Annotated in this window: 18 protein-coding genes and 1 pseudogene; 5 read left to right on the top strand and 14 right to left on the bottom strand. The window is 62.5% G+C overall.

Translation table 11 applies throughout. The annotated features are described in order from the left end of the window. Positions 1-80: 80 nt before the first annotated feature. The 10 genes and pseudogenes from J0663_RS13160 to J0663_RS13115 all read right to left on the bottom strand — a co-directional run bounded on the left by J0663_RS13160 (position 81) and on the right by J0663_RS13115 (position 11,358). Positions 81-542 carry a plant virulence effector HPE1-like domain-containing protein gene (locus J0663_RS13160; protein WP_207240759.1) on the bottom strand — a complete coding sequence of 154 codons (462 nt, stop codon included), beginning with the start codon at positions 540-542 and terminating at the stop codon, positions 81-83. Positions 543-647: 105 nt separating this feature from the next. After that, complete coding sequence (gene purD / locus J0663_RS13155; protein WP_207240758.1) at positions 648-1,919, bottom strand: phosphoribosylamine--glycine ligase; 1,272 nt, start codon at positions 1,917-1,919, stop codon at positions 648-650. Between the two features lie 65 nt (positions 1,920-1,984). Further along, a pseudogene (locus J0663_RS13150) lies at positions 1,985-3,915 on the bottom strand (DUF2207 domain-containing protein). 39 nt (positions 3,916-3,954) lie between these two features. Continuing rightward, a complete protein-coding gene (aroA, locus tag J0663_RS13145) occupies positions 3,955-5,217 on the bottom strand; it encodes a 3-phosphoshikimate 1-carboxyvinyltransferase (RefSeq protein WP_207240757.1) in 1,263 nt (420 codons plus the stop codon). Between the two features lie 91 nt (positions 5,218-5,308). Continuing rightward, positions 5,309-5,860: a LemA family protein gene (locus J0663_RS13140; RefSeq protein WP_207240756.1), complete on the bottom strand. Its 552-nt coding sequence runs from the start codon at positions 5,858-5,860 to the stop codon at positions 5,309-5,311. 89 nt (positions 5,861-5,949) lie between these two features. Further along, on the bottom strand, positions 5,950-7,725 hold the full coding sequence (locus J0663_RS13135; protein ID WP_246590401.1) for a DUF2207 family protein: 1,776 nt from the start codon (positions 7,723-7,725) through the stop codon (positions 5,950-5,952). Positions 7,726-7,892: 167 nt separating this feature from the next. Then, on the bottom strand, positions 7,893-8,849 hold the full coding sequence (locus J0663_RS13130) for a glycine--tRNA ligase subunit alpha (protein WP_207240754.1): 957 nt from the start codon (positions 8,847-8,849) through the stop codon (positions 7,893-7,895). Positions 8,850-9,086: 237 nt separating this feature from the next. Then, positions 9,087-10,037: an IS110 family RNA-guided transposase gene (locus J0663_RS13125; protein WP_207240753.1), complete on the bottom strand. Its 951-nt coding sequence runs from the start codon at positions 10,035-10,037 to the stop codon at positions 9,087-9,089. Between the two features lie 250 nt (positions 10,038-10,287). Next, positions 10,288-10,479 carry a hypothetical protein gene (locus J0663_RS13120; RefSeq protein WP_207240752.1) on the bottom strand — a complete coding sequence of 64 codons (192 nt, stop codon included), beginning with the start codon at positions 10,477-10,479 and terminating at the stop codon, positions 10,288-10,290. An 18-nt stretch (positions 10,480-10,497) separates the two neighbouring features. Beyond that, positions 10,498-11,358 (bottom strand): S49 family peptidase, encoded by an 861-nt coding sequence (locus J0663_RS13115; RefSeq protein WP_207240751.1) that lies wholly within the window; start codon positions 11,356-11,358, stop codon positions 10,498-10,500. Positions 11,359-11,541: 183 nt separating this feature from the next. On the opposite strand from J0663_RS13115, the gene J0663_RS13110 reads away from it, so the two are divergent. Further along, a complete protein-coding gene (locus tag J0663_RS13110) occupies positions 11,542-12,882 on the top strand; it encodes an Nramp family divalent metal transporter (protein ID WP_207240750.1) in 1,341 nt (446 codons plus the stop codon). Here the strand turns inward: J0663_RS13110 and J0663_RS13105 are convergent. Next, entirely contained in the window at positions 12,872-13,669 is a 798-nt protein-coding gene (locus J0663_RS13105) for a tRNA1(Val) (adenine(37)-N6)-methyltransferase (protein WP_207240749.1), read from the bottom strand. The genes J0663_RS13110 and J0663_RS13105 overlap by 11 nt on opposite strands. Before the next feature lie 7 nt (positions 13,670-13,676). Next, on the bottom strand, positions 13,677-13,904 hold the full coding sequence (locus J0663_RS13100; RefSeq protein ID WP_004672609.1) for a putative signal transducing protein: 228 nt from the start codon (positions 13,902-13,904) through the stop codon (positions 13,677-13,679). 108 nt (positions 13,905-14,012) lie between these two features. Between J0663_RS13100 and J0663_RS13095 the strand changes: the two genes are divergently transcribed. The 4 genes from J0663_RS13095 (at position 14,013) to moaB (ending at position 18,452) form a co-directional block, all read left to right on the top strand. Further along, on the top strand, positions 14,013-15,029 hold the full coding sequence (locus J0663_RS13095) for a polyprenyl synthetase family protein (protein WP_207240748.1): 1,017 nt from the start codon (positions 14,013-14,015) through the stop codon (positions 15,027-15,029). A gap of 131 nt (positions 15,030-15,160) precedes the next feature. Further along, complete coding sequence (locus tag J0663_RS13090) at positions 15,161-16,993, top strand: tetratricopeptide repeat protein (protein WP_207240747.1); 1,833 nt, start codon at positions 15,161-15,163, stop codon at positions 16,991-16,993. An 11-nt stretch (positions 16,994-17,004) separates the two neighbouring features. Continuing rightward, complete coding sequence (locus tag J0663_RS13085) at positions 17,005-17,901, top strand: 4-(cytidine 5'-diphospho)-2-C-methyl-D-erythritol kinase (RefSeq protein ID WP_207240746.1); 897 nt, start codon at positions 17,005-17,007, stop codon at positions 17,899-17,901. Then, positions 17,901-18,452, top strand: a complete 552-nt coding sequence (gene moaB / locus J0663_RS13080; RefSeq protein ID WP_207240745.1) for a molybdenum cofactor biosynthesis protein B — start codon at positions 17,901-17,903, stop codon at positions 18,450-18,452. Before J0663_RS13085 ends, moaB begins: the two co-directional genes overlap by 1 nt. Before the next feature lie 38 nt (positions 18,453-18,490). Here the strand turns inward: moaB and J0663_RS13075 are convergent, their stop codons facing one another. Both J0663_RS13075 and J0663_RS13070 read right to left on the bottom strand, forming a co-directional pair. After that, on the bottom strand, positions 18,491-18,847 hold the full coding sequence (locus tag J0663_RS13075) for a hypothetical protein (protein ID WP_246590282.1): 357 nt from the start codon (positions 18,845-18,847) through the stop codon (positions 18,491-18,493). A 211-nt stretch (positions 18,848-19,058) separates the two neighbouring features. Next, positions 19,059-19,574 carry a glycosyltransferase family protein gene (locus J0663_RS13070; RefSeq protein ID WP_207240744.1) on the bottom strand — a complete coding sequence of 172 codons (516 nt, stop codon included), beginning with the start codon at positions 19,572-19,574 and terminating at the stop codon, positions 19,059-19,061. Positions 19,575-19,630: the final 56 nt, after the last annotated feature.

Genomic DNA, 19,630 nt, shown 5'->3' with positions numbered 1-19,630 from the left:
ATCGACACCTTGATCGGGCAGGGGCAGGGAACTTCAGGCGGTTCGGTTTTGCCGAAGCGCAGGCTCGAGCCTGGTCTGGACTAGAAGCGCAGTTCAAATTCGGAAACGTTTAGCGTCGCCGGCTGCTGCGCCACGCCTGCGGCCACCGGCCTCGCATCGGCGCCGATGACGGCCGCGGTCGTCGCATTCATATCAATGCCGTCGGCGGGCGGCGCCGGCGGCGCGACGGCAACCATCGCTTCCGGGGTCGCTTTGCTGACAAAGAGGACGGGTGAGCCGCCCATCCAGGCATCGGTGCGATAGATCTTCTTTTCACCGCCGACATCGCGGACCTCGGTCGCCTGGACGGCGCCCGGCTTGAGTTCCGGCACCGTATAATCTTTCTTGGTCAGCGCGGCCTGCAACGGCGGGCAGGTGTCGCAGCTTTCGGTGATGATGCTGCCTTCGGCGCGCGGCGCGGCCTTGCCGATCACCTCAATCGAGGAGGCCATTGCAGAACCCGCCATCAGCAGGATTGCCGCACCGAGGAAAATCTGACGCATGAACACTGCTCCGTCTCGCTATCAGAGCGATATAACGCAGCTTTGTTTCCATCCCGTCAGAGGAAAGGGTAAAAATTTAACGAAGGCGTCGGTTTGAACCGTATTTCAGGCTCTTTCGCGCTCGATCGCCCGCCAGCCGATGTCGCGGCGGCAGAAGCCGTTCTCCCACCTGACCTTGTCCAGCAGCGCATAGGCGCGGGCGCTTGCCTCGCCGACCGTGCCGCCGGTCGCGGTGACGTTCAACACGCGGCCGCCGGTCGCAACCAGCATGCCGTCCTTCAGAGCCGTGCCGGCGTGAAACACTTTCTCCCCTTCACCGGCATCCGGCAGGGCAAGGATCGGTGTGTTCTTCGCATAGGCGCCGGGATAACCCTTCGAGGCCATGACGACAGTCAGTGCCGGATCGTCGTTCCATTCGGCCTTCACCTGATCGAGCGTGCCATTGGCGGTGGCGAGCAGCAGCGGCAGCAGATCGCTTTTCAGCCGCAGCATCAGCACCTGGCACTCGGGATCGCCAAAGCGGACATTGTATTCGATGAGTTCCGGCCCCTTTGCGGTGATCATCAGCCCGGCAAAAAACACGCCGGAGAAGGGATGGCCGCTCTCGGCCATGCCGCGGATCGTCGGCTCGATGATCTCCTTCATGGTGCGCTCGACCATCTCGGCCGTCATGACAGGCGCCGGCGAATAGGCGCCCATGCCGCCGGTATTGACGCCGGTATCGCCCTCGCCCACCCGCTTGTGGTCCTGGGCTGTTGCTAGCGGCAGCGCATGTTTTCCATCGCAGAGGCAGAAGAAGCTCGCCTCCTCGCCGTCGAGATAGGCTTCGACGACGACTTCGGCGCCGGCTGCTCCAAAGGCGCCCTCGAAGCAGTCATCAACCGCGGCCAGCGCCTCGTCGAGCGTCATCGCCACGGTCACACCCTTGCCGGCGGCCAGGCCGTCGGCCTTGACGACGATCGGCGCGCCCTGGGCGCGAATATAGGCTTTCGCCTTCGGCGCATTGTTGAAGCGCTGATAGGCGCCTGTCGGAATGCCGTAGCGGGCGCAGATATCCTTGGTGAAGCCCTTGGAGCCTTCGAGCTGGGCGGCGGCAGCCGACGGGCCGAAGACCGCCAGGCCATCGGCGCGCAGGCGGTCGGCGAGGCCGGCGACAAGCGGCGCCTCCGGGCCGACGACGACGAAATCGATCGCCTTCTCCCTGCAGAAGGCGGCCACCGCTTCATGATCCTCGGTATTGACCGGCACGAGGACGGCGTGTTCGCCAATGCCGGGATTGCCGGGCGCGGCGTAGAATTCGCTCATCAACGGCGATTGCGCCAGCTTCCAGGCGAGCGCGTGCTCGCGTCCACCCGATCCGATCAACAGAACCTTCATGCGCCACCCTTTCCTTTTGCCCCTGGCGGTTAAGGGGCAAGGGCCGAAAGGTCAAGCGGGAAAGCTTACCAGCCCCCGCCTCCCCGCCTCCGCCACCTCCACCGGAAGAGCCACCGCCAGAAAAACCGGAGGACGAGCTCGAGGGCGGCGGCGAGGGTATCGTCGAGGCAATGGTCGAGGCCATCGACGAGGAGAAGCCGCCGACGCGGTCGGAGAAGCTGCCGCTGTTGAAATCGCCGGAATACCAGGCGGGCGCATAGGCGGCGGCACCGGCGGCGGCTGCCGCAAGCCAGGTCTCGAAGGTGCGTGTCCAGGGCTTTTCGACGCCGAGCGCCACCGCGTAGGGCAGCAGCGTCTCGAAATGCTGCGGCGACATTTCAGGCGCGCCCGCCATGTTCATGCGGTCCTTCTCGGCCAGCGTCAGATACTGGCGCAGGCCGTCGATGCCGTCCATCATTCTGGCGCCGAGCGGGGTCGGCGCGCCCATGATGAAGAAATAGAGGATGTTGAGCAGCACGATGCCGCCGATAGCAAAGAGCATCGGCGTCTCGTGAAGTTCGACCAGCGACGAGGCGAGCGTCAGGACAATGATGGAAAGAATGCTGATGCCGACAAAAACGCCGATCGCTGCGGCGATGACGGCGATGATCTTGCCGAACAGCGAGGCGCCCCGATGCAGCGACTTGACCAGGCCGGCCACGAAGACGGCGACGAAGACCGAGATGGCAATCGGAATCAGCATCAGCGCGATCGTGTCGGGTTCCAGCGACCCAAAGACGAACAGCGCCACCAGGGCGGCCGCGCTGAGCGCGATGCCGCCTGAGGTGTAACCCAGGTTGGAATTGTAATATTTGCCGCGATGCTCCTTCTCGATCGCCGAACGGAAGGCCTGGCCGACGGATTTCACCCGCTCGCCGTTCGCCCTGTCGATCCTCAGCATCGCGCCGGCGCTGCCGGCGACCTTCAGCAATTCGGCTTCGCCGGCCTGGAATTTTTGCCTGTCGAGCGGCTTGCCGGTGCCGCGAATGACGATCGAATTCTTCAGGTCTTCGAGCTTGACGTAGCCGCGCACCGCAAGATTGAGCGCGGTGGCGGCAAGGGCGGTCCAGCCCCCGCCGGAGAAGCCCTTATTGTCGATATAGTTGACCAGCGCCGGCGAGATGCCGTCAGGCGCATCCCAACGTGGCACGACGACGCCGCGGGCCGGATCGCGGCCGACTTTCAGCCAGGATCTGAGGTAATAGGCGAAGACCAGGGCCAGCCCGCCGAAGCCGATGAAATAATTGCGGTTATCCTTCAGCCACCAGGTGCTTTCCATGTCCGCGCTCGGCGGATCGATCGCCCCTTTCGGCATGCGGATCGCGAAGGTCAGGCCTTCGCTCGGGCCGAGCGGCGCGGTGGTGGAAAAGACCAGGCCCGTCGGGATCTCACCGACGCGGGCGCTCTTTCCCGTCGCGCCCTGCGGACCGGTAAAAAAGATCGTCTCCGTCGCGGTGACACCAGGCGGCAGCTTCACGGTCGCCGTGGCCGAACGGATCGGAAAGATCCAGCCATTGCCGGTGACGTTCCAGTAGAGTTCGTCGTGATCGTCGAAATAGCGAATCTGGCGGTTGGTCCTGTAGGTAAAGACGTAGCGATGACGGCCCGGCGTCACCGTCACCTCGGCCGAGCCGGCATAGATGCGGATGCCCCCCGCTATCTGTTCCGTGTGCCAGGGCTCATCCTTGCCATTGCGCTTCACCGAGACGACACCGAAATCGACGCTGCGGCGACGGCCGGCGGCATCGGTGAAATAGAGCGGGAAGTCCCGAAAGATGCCGTGGTTGATCCGGTTGCCCTCGGCATTGACGGTGATCGTTTCCGTCACCGACATCGCGCCGCTCTTTTCCAGCGCGATGTCGGAGGCGAAGCTGTCGACGACCTCGGCGGCAAAGGCCGCCCGGGCGGCGGCTATCAGGAACAGCGCCAGGCAAAAACCGAAAAACCGACGCCCCATCCTCTGTCTCCCCGTCGGCAGCCGCGACTGCGTTTTCCGTCAATCCTTGTCCCGATAGGTGACGCCAAGCGCGGCAAGCGTCCGCCAATAGGCGGGGAAGGTCTTACCGACGCAATCGGGATCGAGAATGGTGATGCCATCGATCTTCAGCCCGGCAAGCGCAAAGCTCATGGCGATGCGGTGATCGGCAAAGGTGTCGATCTCGGCCGGCAGCGTCTGACCGGCGAGAGCAGGATCGGCATGGACGATCAGATCGTCCCCCTCCTCGACAGCCAGGCCTTCGCGGATGGTGTTAAGCCCCGTGGACAGGGCGCGGATGCGGTCGCATTCCTTGACGCGCAGATTGGCGATGCCGACGAAGCGGACCGGCGTCTCGTTGAAGGCGGCAAGCACGGCGATCGTCGGAATGGCATCCTGCATCTGCGAGCCATCGATCTCAGCCGGCAGATGCGGGAACTGGGCGATCGTCTCATAGGCCTTGGCGTCCGGCTGGGTGAAGGCATCGTTCGGGACGCCGAGATCGATCCTGCCGTCGCTCAGCACTTCGGCTGCCCAGAGATAGGTCGCGGCCGAGGCATCCGGCTCGATGACGAAATCGGCGGCGCGGTAGCCGGTCGGCTCGACGCGCCAGGTGACGGGGCTTGTTTTCTCGACCTTGGCGCCGAAAGCCTTCATCGCCGCCGTGGTGAGATCGATATAGCCGAGCGCGCCGATATCCTCGCCGACGAGTTCGATCTCGACCGGGCGGTCGCCGCCCGCCGCCATCATCAACAGGGCGGAAACGTATTGGCTGGAGAGGCCGCCATCGATCAGGATCCGGTCGGCCTCAAAGCGGCCGGTACCCCTGATGGTGACCGGCGGGCAGCCGGTCTCGGCGCTCACATCGATGCCGAGCGTGCGCATCGCCTCGACCAGCGGGCCGATCGGGCGCTTGCGCATGTGTTCGTCGCCATCGACGATGACGGTGCCGTCGACCAGGGCGGCCGCCGCCGTCAGGAAGCGTGTCGCCGTGCCGGCATTGCCGAGGAAGAGCGACGCTTTCGGCGGCATGAGCCTGCCGCTGCCGGTGACGACGAAGGTGGTGTCGTCGGGTTCGTCGATCGAAACTCCCATGGCGCGCAGCGCATCGGCCATATAACGCGTATCGTCGCTCTTCAGCGCGCCCGTCAGCCGGCTCGTGCCCTTGGCAAGGCCGGCGAGCAACAGCGCGCGGTTGGTGATCGACTTAGATCCCGGCGGGATGGCGCGGCCCGAAAGCGGCCCGCCCGGCGGAATGATCGTGAGTTTGGCTGTGCGTGTCATGCTATGTCTTCCGTCCATGAGCGAGGCCAAAGCGCGTCGCCACCTGCCCTTGCTCTTAATCGCTTTTTCGCAAAGGCAAAATGCCGGATCGTCAGAATTTGACGCTGGGAACGGCGCGGTCGGCCTCGTTGGTGATTTCGAAGTATTCCCGCTTGGCAAAACCGAACTGGCCGGCGACGAGATTGGAGGGGAAGCTTTCGACCTTGACGTTCAGGTCGCGGGCCGCGCCGTTGTAATAACGCCGCGCCATCTGTAATTCGCCTTCCATGGTTTCCAGCGAAGCCTGCAGTTCGGCGAAATTCTCGTTGGCCTTGAGATCGGGATAGGCCTCGGCGAGCGCGATGACCCGGCCGAGCGCCTGGCCGAGCAGACCCTCTGCCTGCGCCCTGCCCGCCACATCGCCTGACGGCACGGCCTGCGCCTTGTTGCGAAGGGAAACGACCTCTTCGAGCGTCGACTTCTCATGGGCGGCATAACCCTTGACCGTCTCGATCAGGTTCGGGATCAGATCGGCGCGCCGCTTCAACTGCACGTCGATGCCCGACCAGGCTTCCTCGGCTATCTGTCGGGAGCGCACCAGGCCGTTGTAGATGAAGACGATGTAGAGTGCGATGACAGCGATAATAGCGAGTATCAGGTACATGCAGATGGGCTCCCCGATTTGATGATCGCAGGTTAGTGATTCGGAATAACAAAGTCATCTTGGTGCGGTCGTTCTTCGGCCGCATTCAATCAGACCTTGATATCGCCGTCCCTCAAAGAACTGCTCCGCCAATCCGGAGCATAGGTCTCCATCTTTTCGCTTTCTCGCCAGCGATTGAAGCGCTCGGTCCAGCGTTGCTCGACGTTCAGGGCAACAGCGAAAGGAAGGTGGTGCTCGTAGCATTCCACCGACATTTCCGGGCCTTCGATTTCTCCGAGGAAATAGCGATTCAATACGAGAATGTCATTATGGATCTGCCGCTGCTTCGGCGTGGGCATGCGCAGCGCCACAACAGTCACAATGCCGACGATATCCAATAAAATCGCCATCAGATATGGCCGCTGTTCGCTGATAACCTCAGTCGTACCGATGTAGGAAAGTGCAGCAATCACTATCGCCGGAAAACCCAGAAACAGAGTGAGCGCCTGCTTGAATTGCTCGGAGGTGCTGACTGCCATGGGAAACCGCTCCGGGTGGCGGAACATCATTACAACTATGAAAAGAACTAACAATATCCCGCAGATGGAAACGGAAAAGATCAAGAGGCCCGAGAAATAGGCGGCAGCAGTGCCAAGAGCCAGAATGATGGCCGCAGCCACCAGCCGTGTTCGATCTGTGCCGCCTCTAACTTTCCGATATTCCTCGGTGACTGTCTGATGCAAGTCACGTTCGAAACCATACAGGGCATTTAAGACCGTCCGCCGGTCATTGACAGGCCGCTCTCCTTCAATTCGACCAAATACCGAACGCGTCACCGCGGGAAGGCCATACCATCTGGCGCGCGCCACCTTGCCTTTCTTGCGCACCTGTCTGGCAGACAAATCCGAAGCTTCGGCATCCTCACCAAGGCTGGAAATGCGAAGCAGTCTCTTCATTGCGAGATGGCAGGCAGACGCCATGAAGGCCGGCTTCGCGGCCTCCGGCTTCCAGTTCGAAAACAAATAGGCCGCCAACGCAGGCGATGTGCTCTCCGTCTTCTTGCTATCGAAAGCGATCAAAGGTGCAGGCAATCGCCAGGCCTGCCCCAACCGAGTAAGGACAAACAGACCGGCGACGATTGGTCCCAAAATGCTGATGAACGGGAGAAAGTGATCGGACAGCCACCACTGCACCCGCTTGCCGCTCGTTATGGTCACAAAGGTCCCTGCGGGATATTCGATCTCGATATCAGGTAGGACTCGATCCCCTTTACCTGCCGGAATGGACACCAAAATCTCGTTCGGTGCGCTCCGCATGATGTCATAGGCTCCCTGCCGATCCTGTTTCAAAGGGCGTATCGTTCCGCCCGGCGGCAACTTGAGAGTCAGCGTTTTTTTTTTCGCTCCCTGGCCGTGCACGCGGCCCATATAGGCCGGCAGGAAGAGAACCTCGCGGTCTCCTTCCTGCCGAACCAGGCGTCCGAGCCAGTAAGCGATCTGGATTTTTGCAAGACCCGTGGGCAGATTTGCAGAGCAGTCTTTGCAGTGCTCCTCTCCGATATAAATCGAGTAGCCCGGCACGTTATTTTCCCAGGAATAGTATTCGTCGCGTCCGTCTCGCCGGGCTGCGACCAGTTCGAAATCGCGCCAGTGAACACCACCTGACGCATCCGTGAAACGTTGGGGGATATCAACGTAAACGCCGCCGTAATTTTCCGCCCTTTTGACTGAGATGTCGAAGTTTTCCAACACAAAGGCAGCGCCGTCGGTGTGAACTTCTATCGTACTATTTGCCGACTGGACGGTGAACTCTTTGTCGAAATCGCTGCAAGAGGTCAGAAGGACCAGCATGGCGCATAAGATGAGCCATGATAAAAGGCGCAACATCCTTGGGCTTGAATTCTCATAGGAAAGTTTAAAGTAAAAAAGATCGCTCTTCAAAAGAAATACCGCAGCCATACCTGATCCAACACCCGACAAAACAATGTGGGGGCGGTTTGCGCAATACAAAAGAAGCGTAGCGCCGGAAGCGACGGAATTTTTGAGACGGCTTTTTACGCGGCCTCGCTCGGCAGGTTGACGCCGCCGGCGTCGGTCAGCAGGAAGGCTTCGCCGCAGGCCTTGGCCAGCGTGCGCACCCGCAGGATATAGCTCTGGCGCTCGGTGACCGAGATGACGCCGCGGGCGTCGAGCAGGTTGAAGACGTGGCTGGCCTTGATGCACTGGTCATAGGCCGGGAAGACGCATTTGTGCAGGCGCTGGTTGGCGTTGTCGCCAGGGGCGCCGGCATCGAGCAGCGCCCGGCATTCCTTCTCGGCATCGACGAAATGGCGATGCAGCATCTCGGTATTGGCGAATTCGAAATTGTGGCGCGAATATTCCTGCTCGGCCTGCAGGAAGACGTCACCATAGCTGATCTTCTCGTCGCCCTCGCGGCCGTTGAAGTTCAGGTCATAGACATTGTCGACGCCCTGGACATACATGGCGAGGCGTTCCAGACCATAGGTCAGTTCGCCCGCGACCGGCGCGCATTCGATGCCGCAGACCTGCTGGAAATAGGTGAACTGCGAGACTTCCATGCCGTCGCACCAGCATTCCCAGCCGAGGCCCCAGGCGCCGAGCGTCGGGCTTTCCCAATCGTCCTCGACGAAACGGATGTCGTGGAGCAGCGGATCGAGGCCGATCGCCGCCAGCGAGCCGAGATAGAGTTCCTGCAGGTTAGGCGGATTCGGCTTCAGGATGACCTGATACTGGTAATAATGCTGCAGCCGGTTCGGGTTTTCGCCATAGCGGCCGTCGGACGGGCGCCGCGACGGCTGGACGTAGGCCGCCTTCCAGGGCTTCGGGCCGAGGGCGCGCAGCGTCGTGGCCGGATGGAAGGTGCCGGCGCCGACTTCCATGTCGTAGGGCTGCAGCACCGCGCAACCCTTGTCCGCCCAGTAATTATGCAGGGTCAGGATCAGCGCCTGGAAGGAGCGCTTCGGGTTCATATGGTCGGGGAGAGCTGACATGGAATGGCACCGCTGGCGTGATAGATCGGCGCGACAGGTGCCATGGAGGGCGGCGGGGGTCAAGGCTTTTGCGGCGATCGCGGAGGTGGTGGTGCCGACATGGAGAGGAATTCGGCTGCCCCTCACCCTAACCCTCTCCCCGCTCGCGGGGCGAGGGGACGTGCCAAACACTGCGTCGATATTGAGGAAACCGGTGCGGCATATCCCCTTCGCCCCGTTTACGGGGAGCAACCATGTTTAATTCTTGCGGTGTTGTGGCGTCCATTCGGTCTTGCGAAAGAGGATTGTGTTGGCGAGAACGATGAGTTTTCGGGCGACGGCTATAACGGCGCACAGGTGCTCCTTTCCGCTCTGACGCAAGCGCGTGTAGAAAGAGGCGAGATCCGGATTGTGCCGGGTTGCCGTAAACGCGCACATGAACAGGCTCTTTCGCAGGCGTTCGCGACCACCCTGGATGCGGCGTCTGCCATGATATTTACCGCTATCGTCGTCATAGGGTGCGACGCCGGCAAGGGCGGCGATTTCGCCGCGGCCAGCATTTCCGAGCTCGGGTAGCCGAATGATCAGGCACAGGGCGCTGCGCAGCCCGATGCCTTTGATAGAGGTCAGCAGATCGAGCCGTTGCGAAAGGTCACAATCGTCGCGAACCGTCTTTTCGAGCCGCAGCAGATGGGCCTTTCGGCAGGTTTCGAGGCGGGCGACCTCGCGCGCATGACGGCGCTTGATCGCCTCCGACAAGGCGGTCTCGGCAAAGGTCTTGACCAGGGCGATCTGCTGCTCGATCTGTTCCAGATAGGTCAGTTCGGCGGCCAGTTTGTCGAAGCGTGCGTCCGGCAGCGCCGGCAACTGCTCGAGGCTTGCCGTGAAGAGCGCAATCAGCACGGCATCGAGGCGATCGTTCTTGGCTCGCTTGAGCCGGCTCTTGGCGAAGAAGCGCAATTGCGCCGGCTGCAGACGCGCCGCCGGCCGCTTGCCGGCCCGCAGATGCGCCAGCAACCGCCATTCATAGCCGCCGGAGGCTTCGAAGCCGATGCGGCTGACGTCATGCTCTTGAAGAAAGGCGTCAAGCGCCTTCAGGCCAGCAGCGTCATAAGTGACCCTCAGCCTTGCGCGGCTGGGATGAAGGGCAATGTCGAGATGGCTTTTGCCGACATCGATTCCGGCACAGATCATGCTATTATCGGTCATCTTCGTCGTCCCTGTCTTGGATACGAACCCCAAGGTTCCTGCAACCACACGGGCCAGATGAAGAGCCGGTTGCGATCCTGCTCCCCACAGCCCAAAACGGCTAAGAAGGTGACGATCCGACAACCAGCTGCCGGGCGGGCGGCCACCCGCCCGGCAAGCATCAATATCCTACATTTTTCTTATCCAAGAAGGTGCCGGCAGGCGGATGAGGGGCAAGCGCCGGGCGAGAGGCCGGTACAGTCGCGCCCGCCTATTCCCCATCGCGCTTCAGCCGGTATTCGCCTGTCGCCGGATCCTTGACCAGCGTGCCAATCGCGCCCGTCTGGCGCTCCTTTTCAGCGCGGCGCGACTTTTCGGCGAGCTTGCGGGCATCGGAGACGAAGCGGCGGTAGAGCCACCAGCCGGAAAAGACCAGGACCAGAATGGTAATAAGCTGTGCCATGCCCCTCTCTTGCTCCTCTCAAAGCCCGAAGCGGCTCCACAATGCTCTCTCTTCCGCCGCTTCGACAAGCCCTGTCGCAACAGCGGATGCCGCCCCCTCGAGCGAAACCGGCGATACGCCCGGAATACGGCGGCCGAACAGGCCGCGGCTGGCGGTGACGAGTTGAAGCCGGGTCTTCTGGCCGTAGCGCCGCTTCAATTCCTGGCGCATGTCGCCGAGGCCGTCGACGAGGCCGAGTTCGAGGCCGCGGGTTCCGCTCCAGAACAGTCCGGAAAAGACCGTCGCATCGTCCATCAGCTTGCCGGCGCGGCGCTCGCGCACCATCGATATGAACACCTGATGGATTTCGAGCTGCAGGCTTTTGAGGTACTCGATGTCCTTTTCCTTTTCTGGCTGGAACGGATCGAGGATCACCTTGTTCTCGCCGGCCGTATAGACGCGGCGCTCGACGCCTATCTTCTTCAGGAGTTCGGGAAAGCCGAAACCGCCGGAGACGACGCCGATCGAGCCGACGATCGAGGTGGCGTCGGCGATGATCTCGTCGCCGGCAAGCGCGATCATGTAACCGCCGGAAGCGGCGACATCCTCGACGAAGACCAGCACCTTCTTCTGCTTTTCGCGGGCGAGCTCGCGGATGCGGGTGAAGATCAGTCGGGACTGGACCGGCGAGCCGCCCGGCGAATTGATTGTTATGGCAACGGCCGGCGCCTCCTTCATGGCGAAGGCCTTTTCCAGGACGGGGGCGACATTGGCGAGATTGAGGGTGGGGCGGAACTGGCCGCCGCCGCTGATGATCGCGCCCTGCAACCTGACCACCGGGATTACGACGCCTTCCTTGCGGAACCGTTTCGGCAGCAATTTTCTCAAGAATCCGGCCATTTCCCATCCTTCGCTTCGGATCGCCCGATCGTCAATCCGCGTCGGCATTCCATGTATGCGCTGGAACGACAAACGCAATGGCCGCGTTCTGGAAAACATGGAGATTGGTTTTCTTGTTGCGAATGACTTGCATTATCATTCTTATCCGTCATAGTGCACCCACAACAAACAGGTGAAAACGGCATGGACGCCCTCAATCCCAATGTAAACAATGGCTGGCGGCACGAACGTGGAGAGGCGTCACTGTCAGATGTCTACCGCACCGTCGGAACAGGACGGCCCAGCTCGATGTGGCGCCGGGCGGCGGCCTTCGCCGGGCCGGGCTATATGGTCGCCGTCGGCTACATGGATCCCGGCAACTGGGCGACCTCGCTCGCCGGCGGCTCGAAATTCGGTTATGCGCTGCTCACCGTCGCCCTGCTTTCCAACCTGATGGCGATCGTGCTGCAATCGCTCTGCGCGCGGCTGGCGATCGCCTCCGGCCGCGACCTCGCGCAGGCCTGCCGCGACGCCTTCCCCAAATGGGTTTCAGTGCCGCTCTGGGCCTTTGCGGAAATCGCCATCATCGCCACCGACATCGCCGAGGTGATCGGCACGGCAATCGGCCTCAACCTGCTCTTCGCCATTCCGCTGGAGCTCGGCGTTCTCATCACCGCGCTCGACGTCTTCCTGATCCTCTTCCTGCAGAAGCTCGGCTTCCGCTGGGTGGAAGCCTTCATCATCGCGCTTCTCGGCGTCATCGCGCTCTGCTTCGGCGTGCAGATCTTCCTTGCCGATCCGCAATGGGGCGCTGTCATCAAGGGCTTCTTCCCGACGACCGAAATCGTCAGCAATCCGGAGATGCTCTATCTCGCGCTCGGCATCCTCGGCGCGACCGTCATGCCACACAATCTCTATCTTCACTCCGGCATCGTCCAGACCAGGGCCTATGGCCATACGGTTCCCGAGAAGAAGGAGGCGCTGACCTATGCGACGATCGATTCCACCGTCGCGCTCTGCTTCGCGCTGCTGATCAACGCTTCGATCCTGATCCTTGCGGCCGCCGCCTTCAATGCGCACGGCAAGACCGACGTCGTCGAACTCGGCGAGGCGCATTCGTTGCTGTCGCCCCTGCTGGGTCTGGCGATCGCGCCGACGCTGTTCGGCATTGCACTTCTCTGCTGCGGCCTCAATTCGACGGTGACGGCAACGCTTGCCGGCCAGATCGTCATGGAAGGCTTTCTCAAGATCCGGCTGAAACCCTGGGTGCGCCGGCTGATCACCCGCGCCATCGCCATCGTGCCGGCGGCGGTCGTCACCATATGGTACGGCAACCAGGGAACGGCAGAACTTCTGATCCTCACACAGGTGGTGCTCAGCCTGCAGCTTTCCTTCGCCGTCTTCCCGCTCGTGATGTTCACCGCCAGCAAAGCCAAGATGGGCGAATTGGTGGCGCCGCGCTGGCTGAGCGGCGTTTCCTATGTGATCGCGATCGTCATCGCCGGGCTGAACGTCAAGCTGCTGCTCGATTTCGTCACCGGCTAGCTGTTGAGGATCGAAGCCTCGCATAGGCCGCCCGGCCATTGTTGAAATCATCGACGAGAGGGGAGAACTTGTGGCTCCCCTCTTCATGCATGATGAGGGCCGCGCGCAGCGACAGCCGCGCCCGCGAGCCCTTGATCGCGGTCACCAGAATGCGCACGGCATTTTCACCGGCGCGCGGATGAATGGCAGTGATCTCGATGCCGCCGAAACGCCGGCCGCAGGCATCGATGATCTCGGCGATCGACTGGGGTCTGGCGATCAGCGACAATTGCCCGCCCGGGATCATGATGGCGCCGGCCGTGCGGATCCAGCTTTCGAACAGGCCATCGGTCATCGCGTGGGCTTCGGCCTTCAGTGCATCCGGCGTGCGCCGGTCGCCGGCATCGTTGAAAGGCGGGTTCATGATCACGTGGTGAAAGCTCTCATCAATGAGGCCGGCATCGTTGCGCGCCCTGGCGGTCAGCGTCACATCGGCCTCGACGACGCCGACGCGATCCGCAAGATGGAGGTTTTCGGGCAGGAGGAGGCTGCGGCGGGCATAATCGGCCATCTCGGCCGAACGCTCGAACAGCACCACTTCAGCCCTGGCAAGGCGCGAGGCGACGGCGAGGCCGGCGGCGCCGGCGCCGGCGCCGAGATCGGCAACCCTGATCGAACGGTCATCGGCGACAAGCGCCGCCAGCAGCATCGCGTCCATGCCGGAGCGGTGGCCCCTGCCCCTGGGCTGCACCACGTGAAAGGCGCCGCGATGGAAGGCATCGATGGTTTGGGCGGGCTTCGCGGTCATCGCGCGCTCACTTTCTGTCGCGCAGTTCGCCGCCGAGACCGGCGTCGATCAGGATGCGGCGGGCCTGATCGGCCATCTCCTCGTCCACCAGCAGACGGCGCGGCAGCATGCCGAGCGAGCCTTCCAGCACGCTCATGCCCTGATCGGCGATGAAGCAGTGAATGCCCGCATCCTTCATCAGGCTCTCGGCATAGGAGAGCAGAACGGGGTCGTTGGCGCGGATAAGCTCATGCATTTGCCGTCGTTTTCCTTCCAATTTCGTCCTGCGCGACAATTCACCTCTTGCCGCGTCCATCGCCCCTTTCTATTGTCAGCTGCAATGAATGAACAGGAGTCCGGGTCGTTGGGCGTGGTCATACCGCTTGAAGAAAGCAAAAACAAACTGGCATCCATCAAGCCGCTGGTCGATCTCACCAGGGCTGACATGGAGCGGGTGAACCAGCTTATTCTGTCCAAGGCCGGCTCGGACGTGCAGATGATCCCCGAAGTGGCGAACCATCTGATCTCGTCGGGCGGGAAGCGGTTGCGGCCGATGCTGACGCTGGCCGCCGCCTCGCTGTTCGACTACCGCGGCGAAAATCACGTCAAGCTCGCCACGTCGGTCGAGTTCATGCATACGGCGACGCTGCTGCATGACGACGTCGTCGACGAAAGCGACCTGCGCCGCGGCAAATCGACGGCGCGGATGATCTGGGGCAACCAGGCAAGCGTGCTGGTCGGCGATTTCCTGCTCGGCCAGGCCTTCCGCATGATGGTCGATGTCGGCTCGCTCGACGCGCTCGACGTTCTGTCTTCCGCGGCTTGCGTGATCGCGGAAGGCGAGGTGCTCCAGCTTTCCGTCGCCAAGAACATGGAGACGACGGAGGATGATTATCTCGCCGTCATCCGCGCCAAGACGGCCGCCCTCTTTGCCGCCGCCGCCGAAGTCGGACCGATCGTCGCCGACGCCGGCCGCTCCGGCCGCAACGCGCTGAAATCCTACGGAATGAATCTCGGGCTTGCCTTCCAGCTCGTCGACGACGCGCTCGACTACGGCGGGAAGGCCGCCGATCTCGGCAAGAATGTCGGCGACGATTTCCGCGAAGGCAAGATCACCCTGCCCGTCATCCTCGCCTATCGCCGCGGCACCGCAGAGGAGCGCGCCTTCTGGCGCGATGCGATCGAGGCCGGCAACAGCAGCGACGCCAACCTGGAAAAAGCGCTGGGGCTGATCACCAAATATGGCACGCTCAGCGATACGATCGCTCGGGCGATCCATTACGGCACGATCGCGCGGGATGCCCTGGCGCCGCTTCCCGATACGGTGTGGAAATCTGCCCTGATGGAGGTGATCGACTTCTGCGTCGAGCGCGTCAATTGATCGAACGCCCTCGATCGGAGGCTGATTTTCTTGCAGCGCCGCTCCAAAAAAGCCATCCTGTTATGAATCAGTGATCACAACTGATTTGCGACCGGCATGACACCCGGACGCTCTCGAAGAAAGGTTTCCTGATGCGGCAGAGATTTGCCATCCGTCTTCTTACGAGCGCAGCGCTGGCGGCTGTCCTTTCGCTCGGCGGTGTCGCCGGCGTGAGTGCCGAGGATGCGGCCAAGGCGGGCGAGGCCGGCAAGACCGACAGTTTCGATGCCGATAGCGTCACCACTTTTTCCGGCGCCTTCCTCGCCGCACGCACGGCCGATGTCGATCACGACTACGAAATGGCGATCGAGCTCTACAAGAAGGCGCTGCAGATCGAGCCAGGCAATCCGGAGATTCGCCAGCGGCTGATGATCTCGCTGCTGCTCAACGGCGATATCAAGGAAGGTGTCAAATATGCCAACGATCTGAAGGGCGATCCCTCAGTCGAACGCATCACCACGATCGTGCGCGGCATGGATGCAGTGCGCCGAGACGATTACAAGACCGCCGAGTCCATTCTGAAGTATAAGGGGCCGAACGATCTCGACCGGATGATGAACGACCTGCTGCTCGCCTGGGCCCGCGTCGGCGCCGGCCGCGGCAAGGAAGCGCTCGCCATGGTCGAGAAGATGAAGGGACCGGACTGGTTCCGCATCTTCCAGAATTACAATGCCGGCGCGATCGCCGTCGTTACCGGCGACGTGAAATCGGCCCGCCAGCATCTGAACGACGCAGTGCTCGACAAGGAAGGGGGCGCGACGGCGCCCGACACCTTCATGCGCGCGGTGATGGCGCTGGCCCGCCTCGAAGCGACGCAGGGCAACAAGCAGAAGGCGCTCGACGCCGTCTCCGTCGGCGACAATCTGCTGCCGAACTACGCGCCGCTGAATGCGCTGCGCGACAGTATCGAAAAGGGTGAGAAGCAGGAGCAGCAGGTCAAGACTGCCAAAGAAGGGGCTGCCGGCGTGCTGTTTTCGGTCGGCGGCGCGCTGAACCGCGACGGCGCCGAGGACATCGTCTCGCTCTACCTGCAGACCGCCAAGGCGCTTGACCCCAACAGTGCCGATACGCTGGTGCTGCTCGGCGGCATCGCCGAAAAGCAGAACCAGATGGACCGCGCCATCGCGCTCTACAAGAAGGTGCCGGAAAATTCACCGATGCGGCGCATTTCCGAACTGCAGCTCGGCCTCGCCCTGGCCCAGGGCGGCAAGGTGGACGAGGCGCGCAAACACCTGCAGGCGCTGATCGCCTCCGACCCGAAGGATATCCGCAGCTACCTCGCCTATGGCAGCGTGCTCTCCGACGCCAAGGATTACGAGGCGATGGCCGCCAATTACGACAAGGCGGTCGAAGCGATCGGCCCGATCGCCGGCCGCGCCAACTGGAGCGTCTTCTTCCAGCGCGGCATTGCCTATGAGCGGCTGAAGAAGTGGGACCAGGCCGAACCGAACTTCCGCAGGGCCCTGGAGCTCAACCCCGACCAGCCGCAGGTGCTGAACTATCTCGGCTATTCCTGGATCGATATGAACCGGAATCTCGAAGAGGGTCTCGCCATGATCAAGAAGGCGGTCGAGCTGCGCCCTGACGACGGTTACATCATCGATTCGCTCGGCTGGGCCTATTTCCGGCTGAAGCGCTTCGATGACGCCGTCGACGAGCTGGAACGGGCGGCACAGATCAAGGCCGGCGACGCAACGATCAACGATCATCTCGGTGATGCCTATTGGCGCGTCGGGCGCAAGCTCGAAGCCGTCTACCAGTGGAACCGGGCCCTCGCCTCAGAGCCTGAAGCGGCCGAAATTCCGAAGATCAAGGACAAGGTCGCCAATGGCCTGCCCGTCGACAGCGACGACGCGAAGGCGGCCGACAAGAAGCAGCCGGATCCGGCGCCCGTCACGCCGCCACCGGTCGACAAGAAATCCTAAGGGCGCGACCTGTGCCTGAGGAGGGCCTGGCCGACGCTTTCGGCGTCACCGAAGAGGCGCGCGCGAAGATCAACCTCGCCCTGCATGTGACGGGCCAGCGGGCAGATGGCTATCATCTGCTCGATATGCTGGTGACCTTCGCCGACTGCGGCGACCGCCTGGGCTTTCTGCCCGCTCAGGCCGACGTCTTCACGCTATCGGGCCGTTTCGGCGAAACTCTTGCCGGTGACGGTGGCACCAATCTGGTGCTCAGGGCGCGCGATCTTCTGCGCGAGGTCGTGGGCGGCCTCGCCTTCCCCGTCCACATCCACCTCGAAAAGAACCTGCCGATCGCCTCCGGCATCGGCGGCGGCTCGGCCGATGCGGCCGCGACCTTACGGGGGCTGATGCGCCTCTGGGGTATGAGCCTGCCGGTGGAGGCGCTTGCCAGCCTCGCGCTCAAGCTCGGTGCCGACGTGCCGATGTGCCTTGAGAGCCGGCCGCTGATTGCCCGTGGTATCGGCGAACAGATCGAGGCCTTACGCGATCTTCCGGCCTTTGCCATGGTGCTCGCCAATCCGCTGAAGGGCGTGTCGACGCCCGAGGTTTTCCGCCGGCTCAAGGCAAAGGACAACCCGGCCCTCAGCCTGGCGCCGAATCTCCATGGGCGCGGCGCCTGGTTGGCGGCGATCGCCGCCGCCCGCAATGACCTCGAGCCGCCGGCGCGCGACGCCGTTCCCGAGATCGCGGCGACCGCGGCGATGCTGCTGGCTCAGGGCGCCCTGCTTGCCCGCATGTCCGGCTCCGGCGCCACCTGCTTCGGTATCTTTGCGGATACGGCCGCCGCACAACAGGCGGCGGCGGCTCTTCACGAGGCGCGGCCCGACTGGTATTTCCAGGCGACGGAAACCATTTCGGGAGGCATGTGATGGCAGGTTTGGACGAAAAGCGGCCCTTCATCGCCGTCGGCATCGCGATTCTCACCGTCTCGGATACGCGCACGCCGGAAACCGATAAGTCGGGCGATACGCTGGCGGCGCGGATCGCCGAGGCGGGCCACCGGTTGGTCGACCGGGCGATCGTGCCCGACGACCGGGAGAAAATCGCCGCGCGGGTCAAGGCCTGGACCGAACAGGACGAGATCGACGTCATCATCACGACGGGCGGCACCGGCTTTACCGGACGCGACGTGACGCCCGAAGCGCTCGAACCGTTGTTCGAAAAGCGCATGGACGGCTTTTCCGCCGTCTTCCACCGTATTTCCTATGAGAAGATCGGCACGGCGACGATCCAGTCGCGCGCTACGGCCGGCGTCGCCAATTCCACTTTCATCTTCGCGCTGCCCGGCTCGCCCGGCGCCTGCCGGGACGCCTGGGACGGCATTCTCAAAGGACAACTCGACTACCGCAGCGCGCCGTGCAATTTCGTCGAGATCATGCCGCGCCTGGACGAGCATCTGAAACGCGGCGCGAAGAAGTAACCCGGCTGACCCGCATTCACATCCCCTTTGGTCATGCGCTATGTTTCAATGCCCGGCAGAGCCGGCATCGTTTCCCAGCTGTCACCCGACAGCAGAATGCAGCTTGTGCCGTGAACATCCGTGACGACGAGGGTCCAGGTTCCGCTTTTGGCGGCATAGACCTCGAGAATGGAGTTCTGGTTGACCAGCCCGACCGCGGTGAGTTTTTCGCCGAAATTCCTGTCGAGGAAACTGATGACGTCGGACCGGCCTGCGCAACTGAGCATCGTCTGCGACGCTGCTGAATGCGGATGCGCGATCATCACTGTCGGCAATATGACGGCCAGCAGACCGTAAATCATATTGCGTCCGCCGTAGATCCTACAGCGCACGCGGTAAATCCCACCGCGTGCCATGACGCACCTCCTTTCGCCGGGCTTCCGGCAGAAGAGGAGAGTTTGCCGACCTGTTCTGCCGTCTAACGGCATTCCATGGCCATCCAGCGAAGCGGGGCGCTTCGGCGGCGCCATAAGGGAATTATAGCGCCAAATTCGATCGGGTGCCATCTTTGCACGACAGGGGCGAAGCATGCCACGGCTGCCTTTGGGATACCACGAGTGAAACTGCTTAGCGGGCGCGAGTGACCCAGGAGGGAATGAGCTCGCTTGCGAGTTTGCGCGGTTTCTGGCCCCTGACGAAGTCGGCAAGGCGCATGCCACTCTTGACGGTCGCGAGCGCCTGGTTCTTCGGCATCAGCAATCCCAGTTCCAGCGGCGGCCGAGTGCGAGCGACGCGCTGAAAGAACGGGCGCCGGTAACCGCGCGAAGCGGTGAAGCGCGCCGGCGCCTTGTTCAGCGCCATATATTCGGCGATCTCATCGATCCAGCCGGCCTGGGGTCTGGCGCCCGGCTCGACGAAGAGCAGCCATTCGCCGCGGGCCGAGCGGACGATGTCCTTGATATCCCATTGCGAATGGAAGCGGCAGCCGGCGGCATCGGCGACCCGCGAGGTGCCATCGTGCGAGCCGTGATCGAGCACGATCACATCGCTGACCAGCCCTTCCACCGCGCCTGCCACCAATACCGATAAAGTCTGCGCCAGCTCGGATTCCTGATCCTGGCATTCGAGAACAACCGTCAACATTGATCATCTATAATGCGCCGCACAAATTTTTGCCAGCGCCGTTTCGCGCATTTTGT

This window comes from Rhizobium lentis (assembly GCF_017352135.1).
Lineage (GTDB): Bacteria > Pseudomonadota > Alphaproteobacteria > Rhizobiales > Rhizobiaceae > Rhizobium > Rhizobium lentis.
Note: the sequence above shows the minus strand (reverse complement) of the source record. Positions and strands in the feature narration are given on the sequence as shown.

What these genes read in the sequence shown, in the direction of transcription:
- J0663_RS13160 (WP_207240759.1), bottom strand. Translation starts at nt 542, where the DNA reads ATGCGTCAGATTTTCCTCGGTGCGGCAATCCTGCTGATGGCGGGTTCT.
- purD (WP_207240758.1), bottom strand. Translation starts at nt 1,919, where the DNA reads ATGAAGGTTCTGTTGATCGGATCGGGTGGACGCGAGCACGCGCTCGCC.
- aroA (WP_207240757.1), bottom strand. Translation starts at nt 5,217, where the DNA reads ATGACACGCACAGCCAAACTCACGATCATTCCGCCGGGCGGGCCGCTT.
- J0663_RS13140 (WP_207240756.1), bottom strand. Translation starts at nt 5,860, where the DNA reads ATGTACCTGATACTCGCTATTATCGCTGTCATCGCACTCTACATCGTC.
- J0663_RS13135 (WP_246590401.1), bottom strand. Translation starts at nt 7,725, where the DNA reads ATGTTGCGCCTTTTATCATGGCTCATCTTATGCGCCATGCTGGTCCTT.
- J0663_RS13130 (WP_207240754.1), bottom strand. Translation starts at nt 8,849, where the DNA reads ATGTCAGCTCTCCCCGACCATATGAACCCGAAGCGCTCCTTCCAGGCG.
- J0663_RS13125 (WP_207240753.1), bottom strand. Translation starts at nt 10,037, where the DNA reads ATGACCGATAATAGCATGATCTGTGCCGGAATCGATGTCGGCAAAAGC.
- J0663_RS13120 (WP_207240752.1), bottom strand. Translation starts at nt 10,479, where the DNA reads ATGGCACAGCTTATTACCATTCTGGTCCTGGTCTTTTCCGGCTGGTGG.
- J0663_RS13115 (WP_207240751.1), bottom strand. Translation starts at nt 11,358, where the DNA reads ATGGCCGGATTCTTGAGAAAATTGCTGCCGAAACGGTTCCGCAAGGAA.
- J0663_RS13110 (WP_207240750.1), top strand. Translation starts at nt 11,542, where the DNA reads ATGGACGCCCTCAATCCCAATGTAAACAATGGCTGGCGGCACGAACGT.
- J0663_RS13105 (WP_207240749.1), bottom strand. Translation starts at nt 13,669, where the DNA reads ATGACCGCGAAGCCCGCCCAAACCATCGATGCCTTCCATCGCGGCGCC.
- J0663_RS13100 (WP_004672609.1), bottom strand. Translation starts at nt 13,904, where the DNA reads ATGCATGAGCTTATCCGCGCCAACGACCCCGTTCTGCTCTCCTATGCC.
- J0663_RS13090 (WP_207240747.1), top strand. Translation starts at nt 15,161, where the DNA reads ATGCGGCAGAGATTTGCCATCCGTCTTCTTACGAGCGCAGCGCTGGCG.
- moaB (WP_207240745.1), top strand. Translation starts at nt 17,901, where the DNA reads ATGGCAGGTTTGGACGAAAAGCGGCCCTTCATCGCCGTCGGCATCGCG.
- J0663_RS13075 (WP_246590282.1), bottom strand. Translation starts at nt 18,847, where the DNA reads ATGGCACGCGGTGGGATTTACCGCGTGCGCTGTAGGATCTACGGCGGA.
- J0663_RS13070 (WP_207240744.1), bottom strand. Translation starts at nt 19,574, where the DNA reads ATGTTGACGGTTGTTCTCGAATGCCAGGATCAGGAATCCGAGCTGGCG.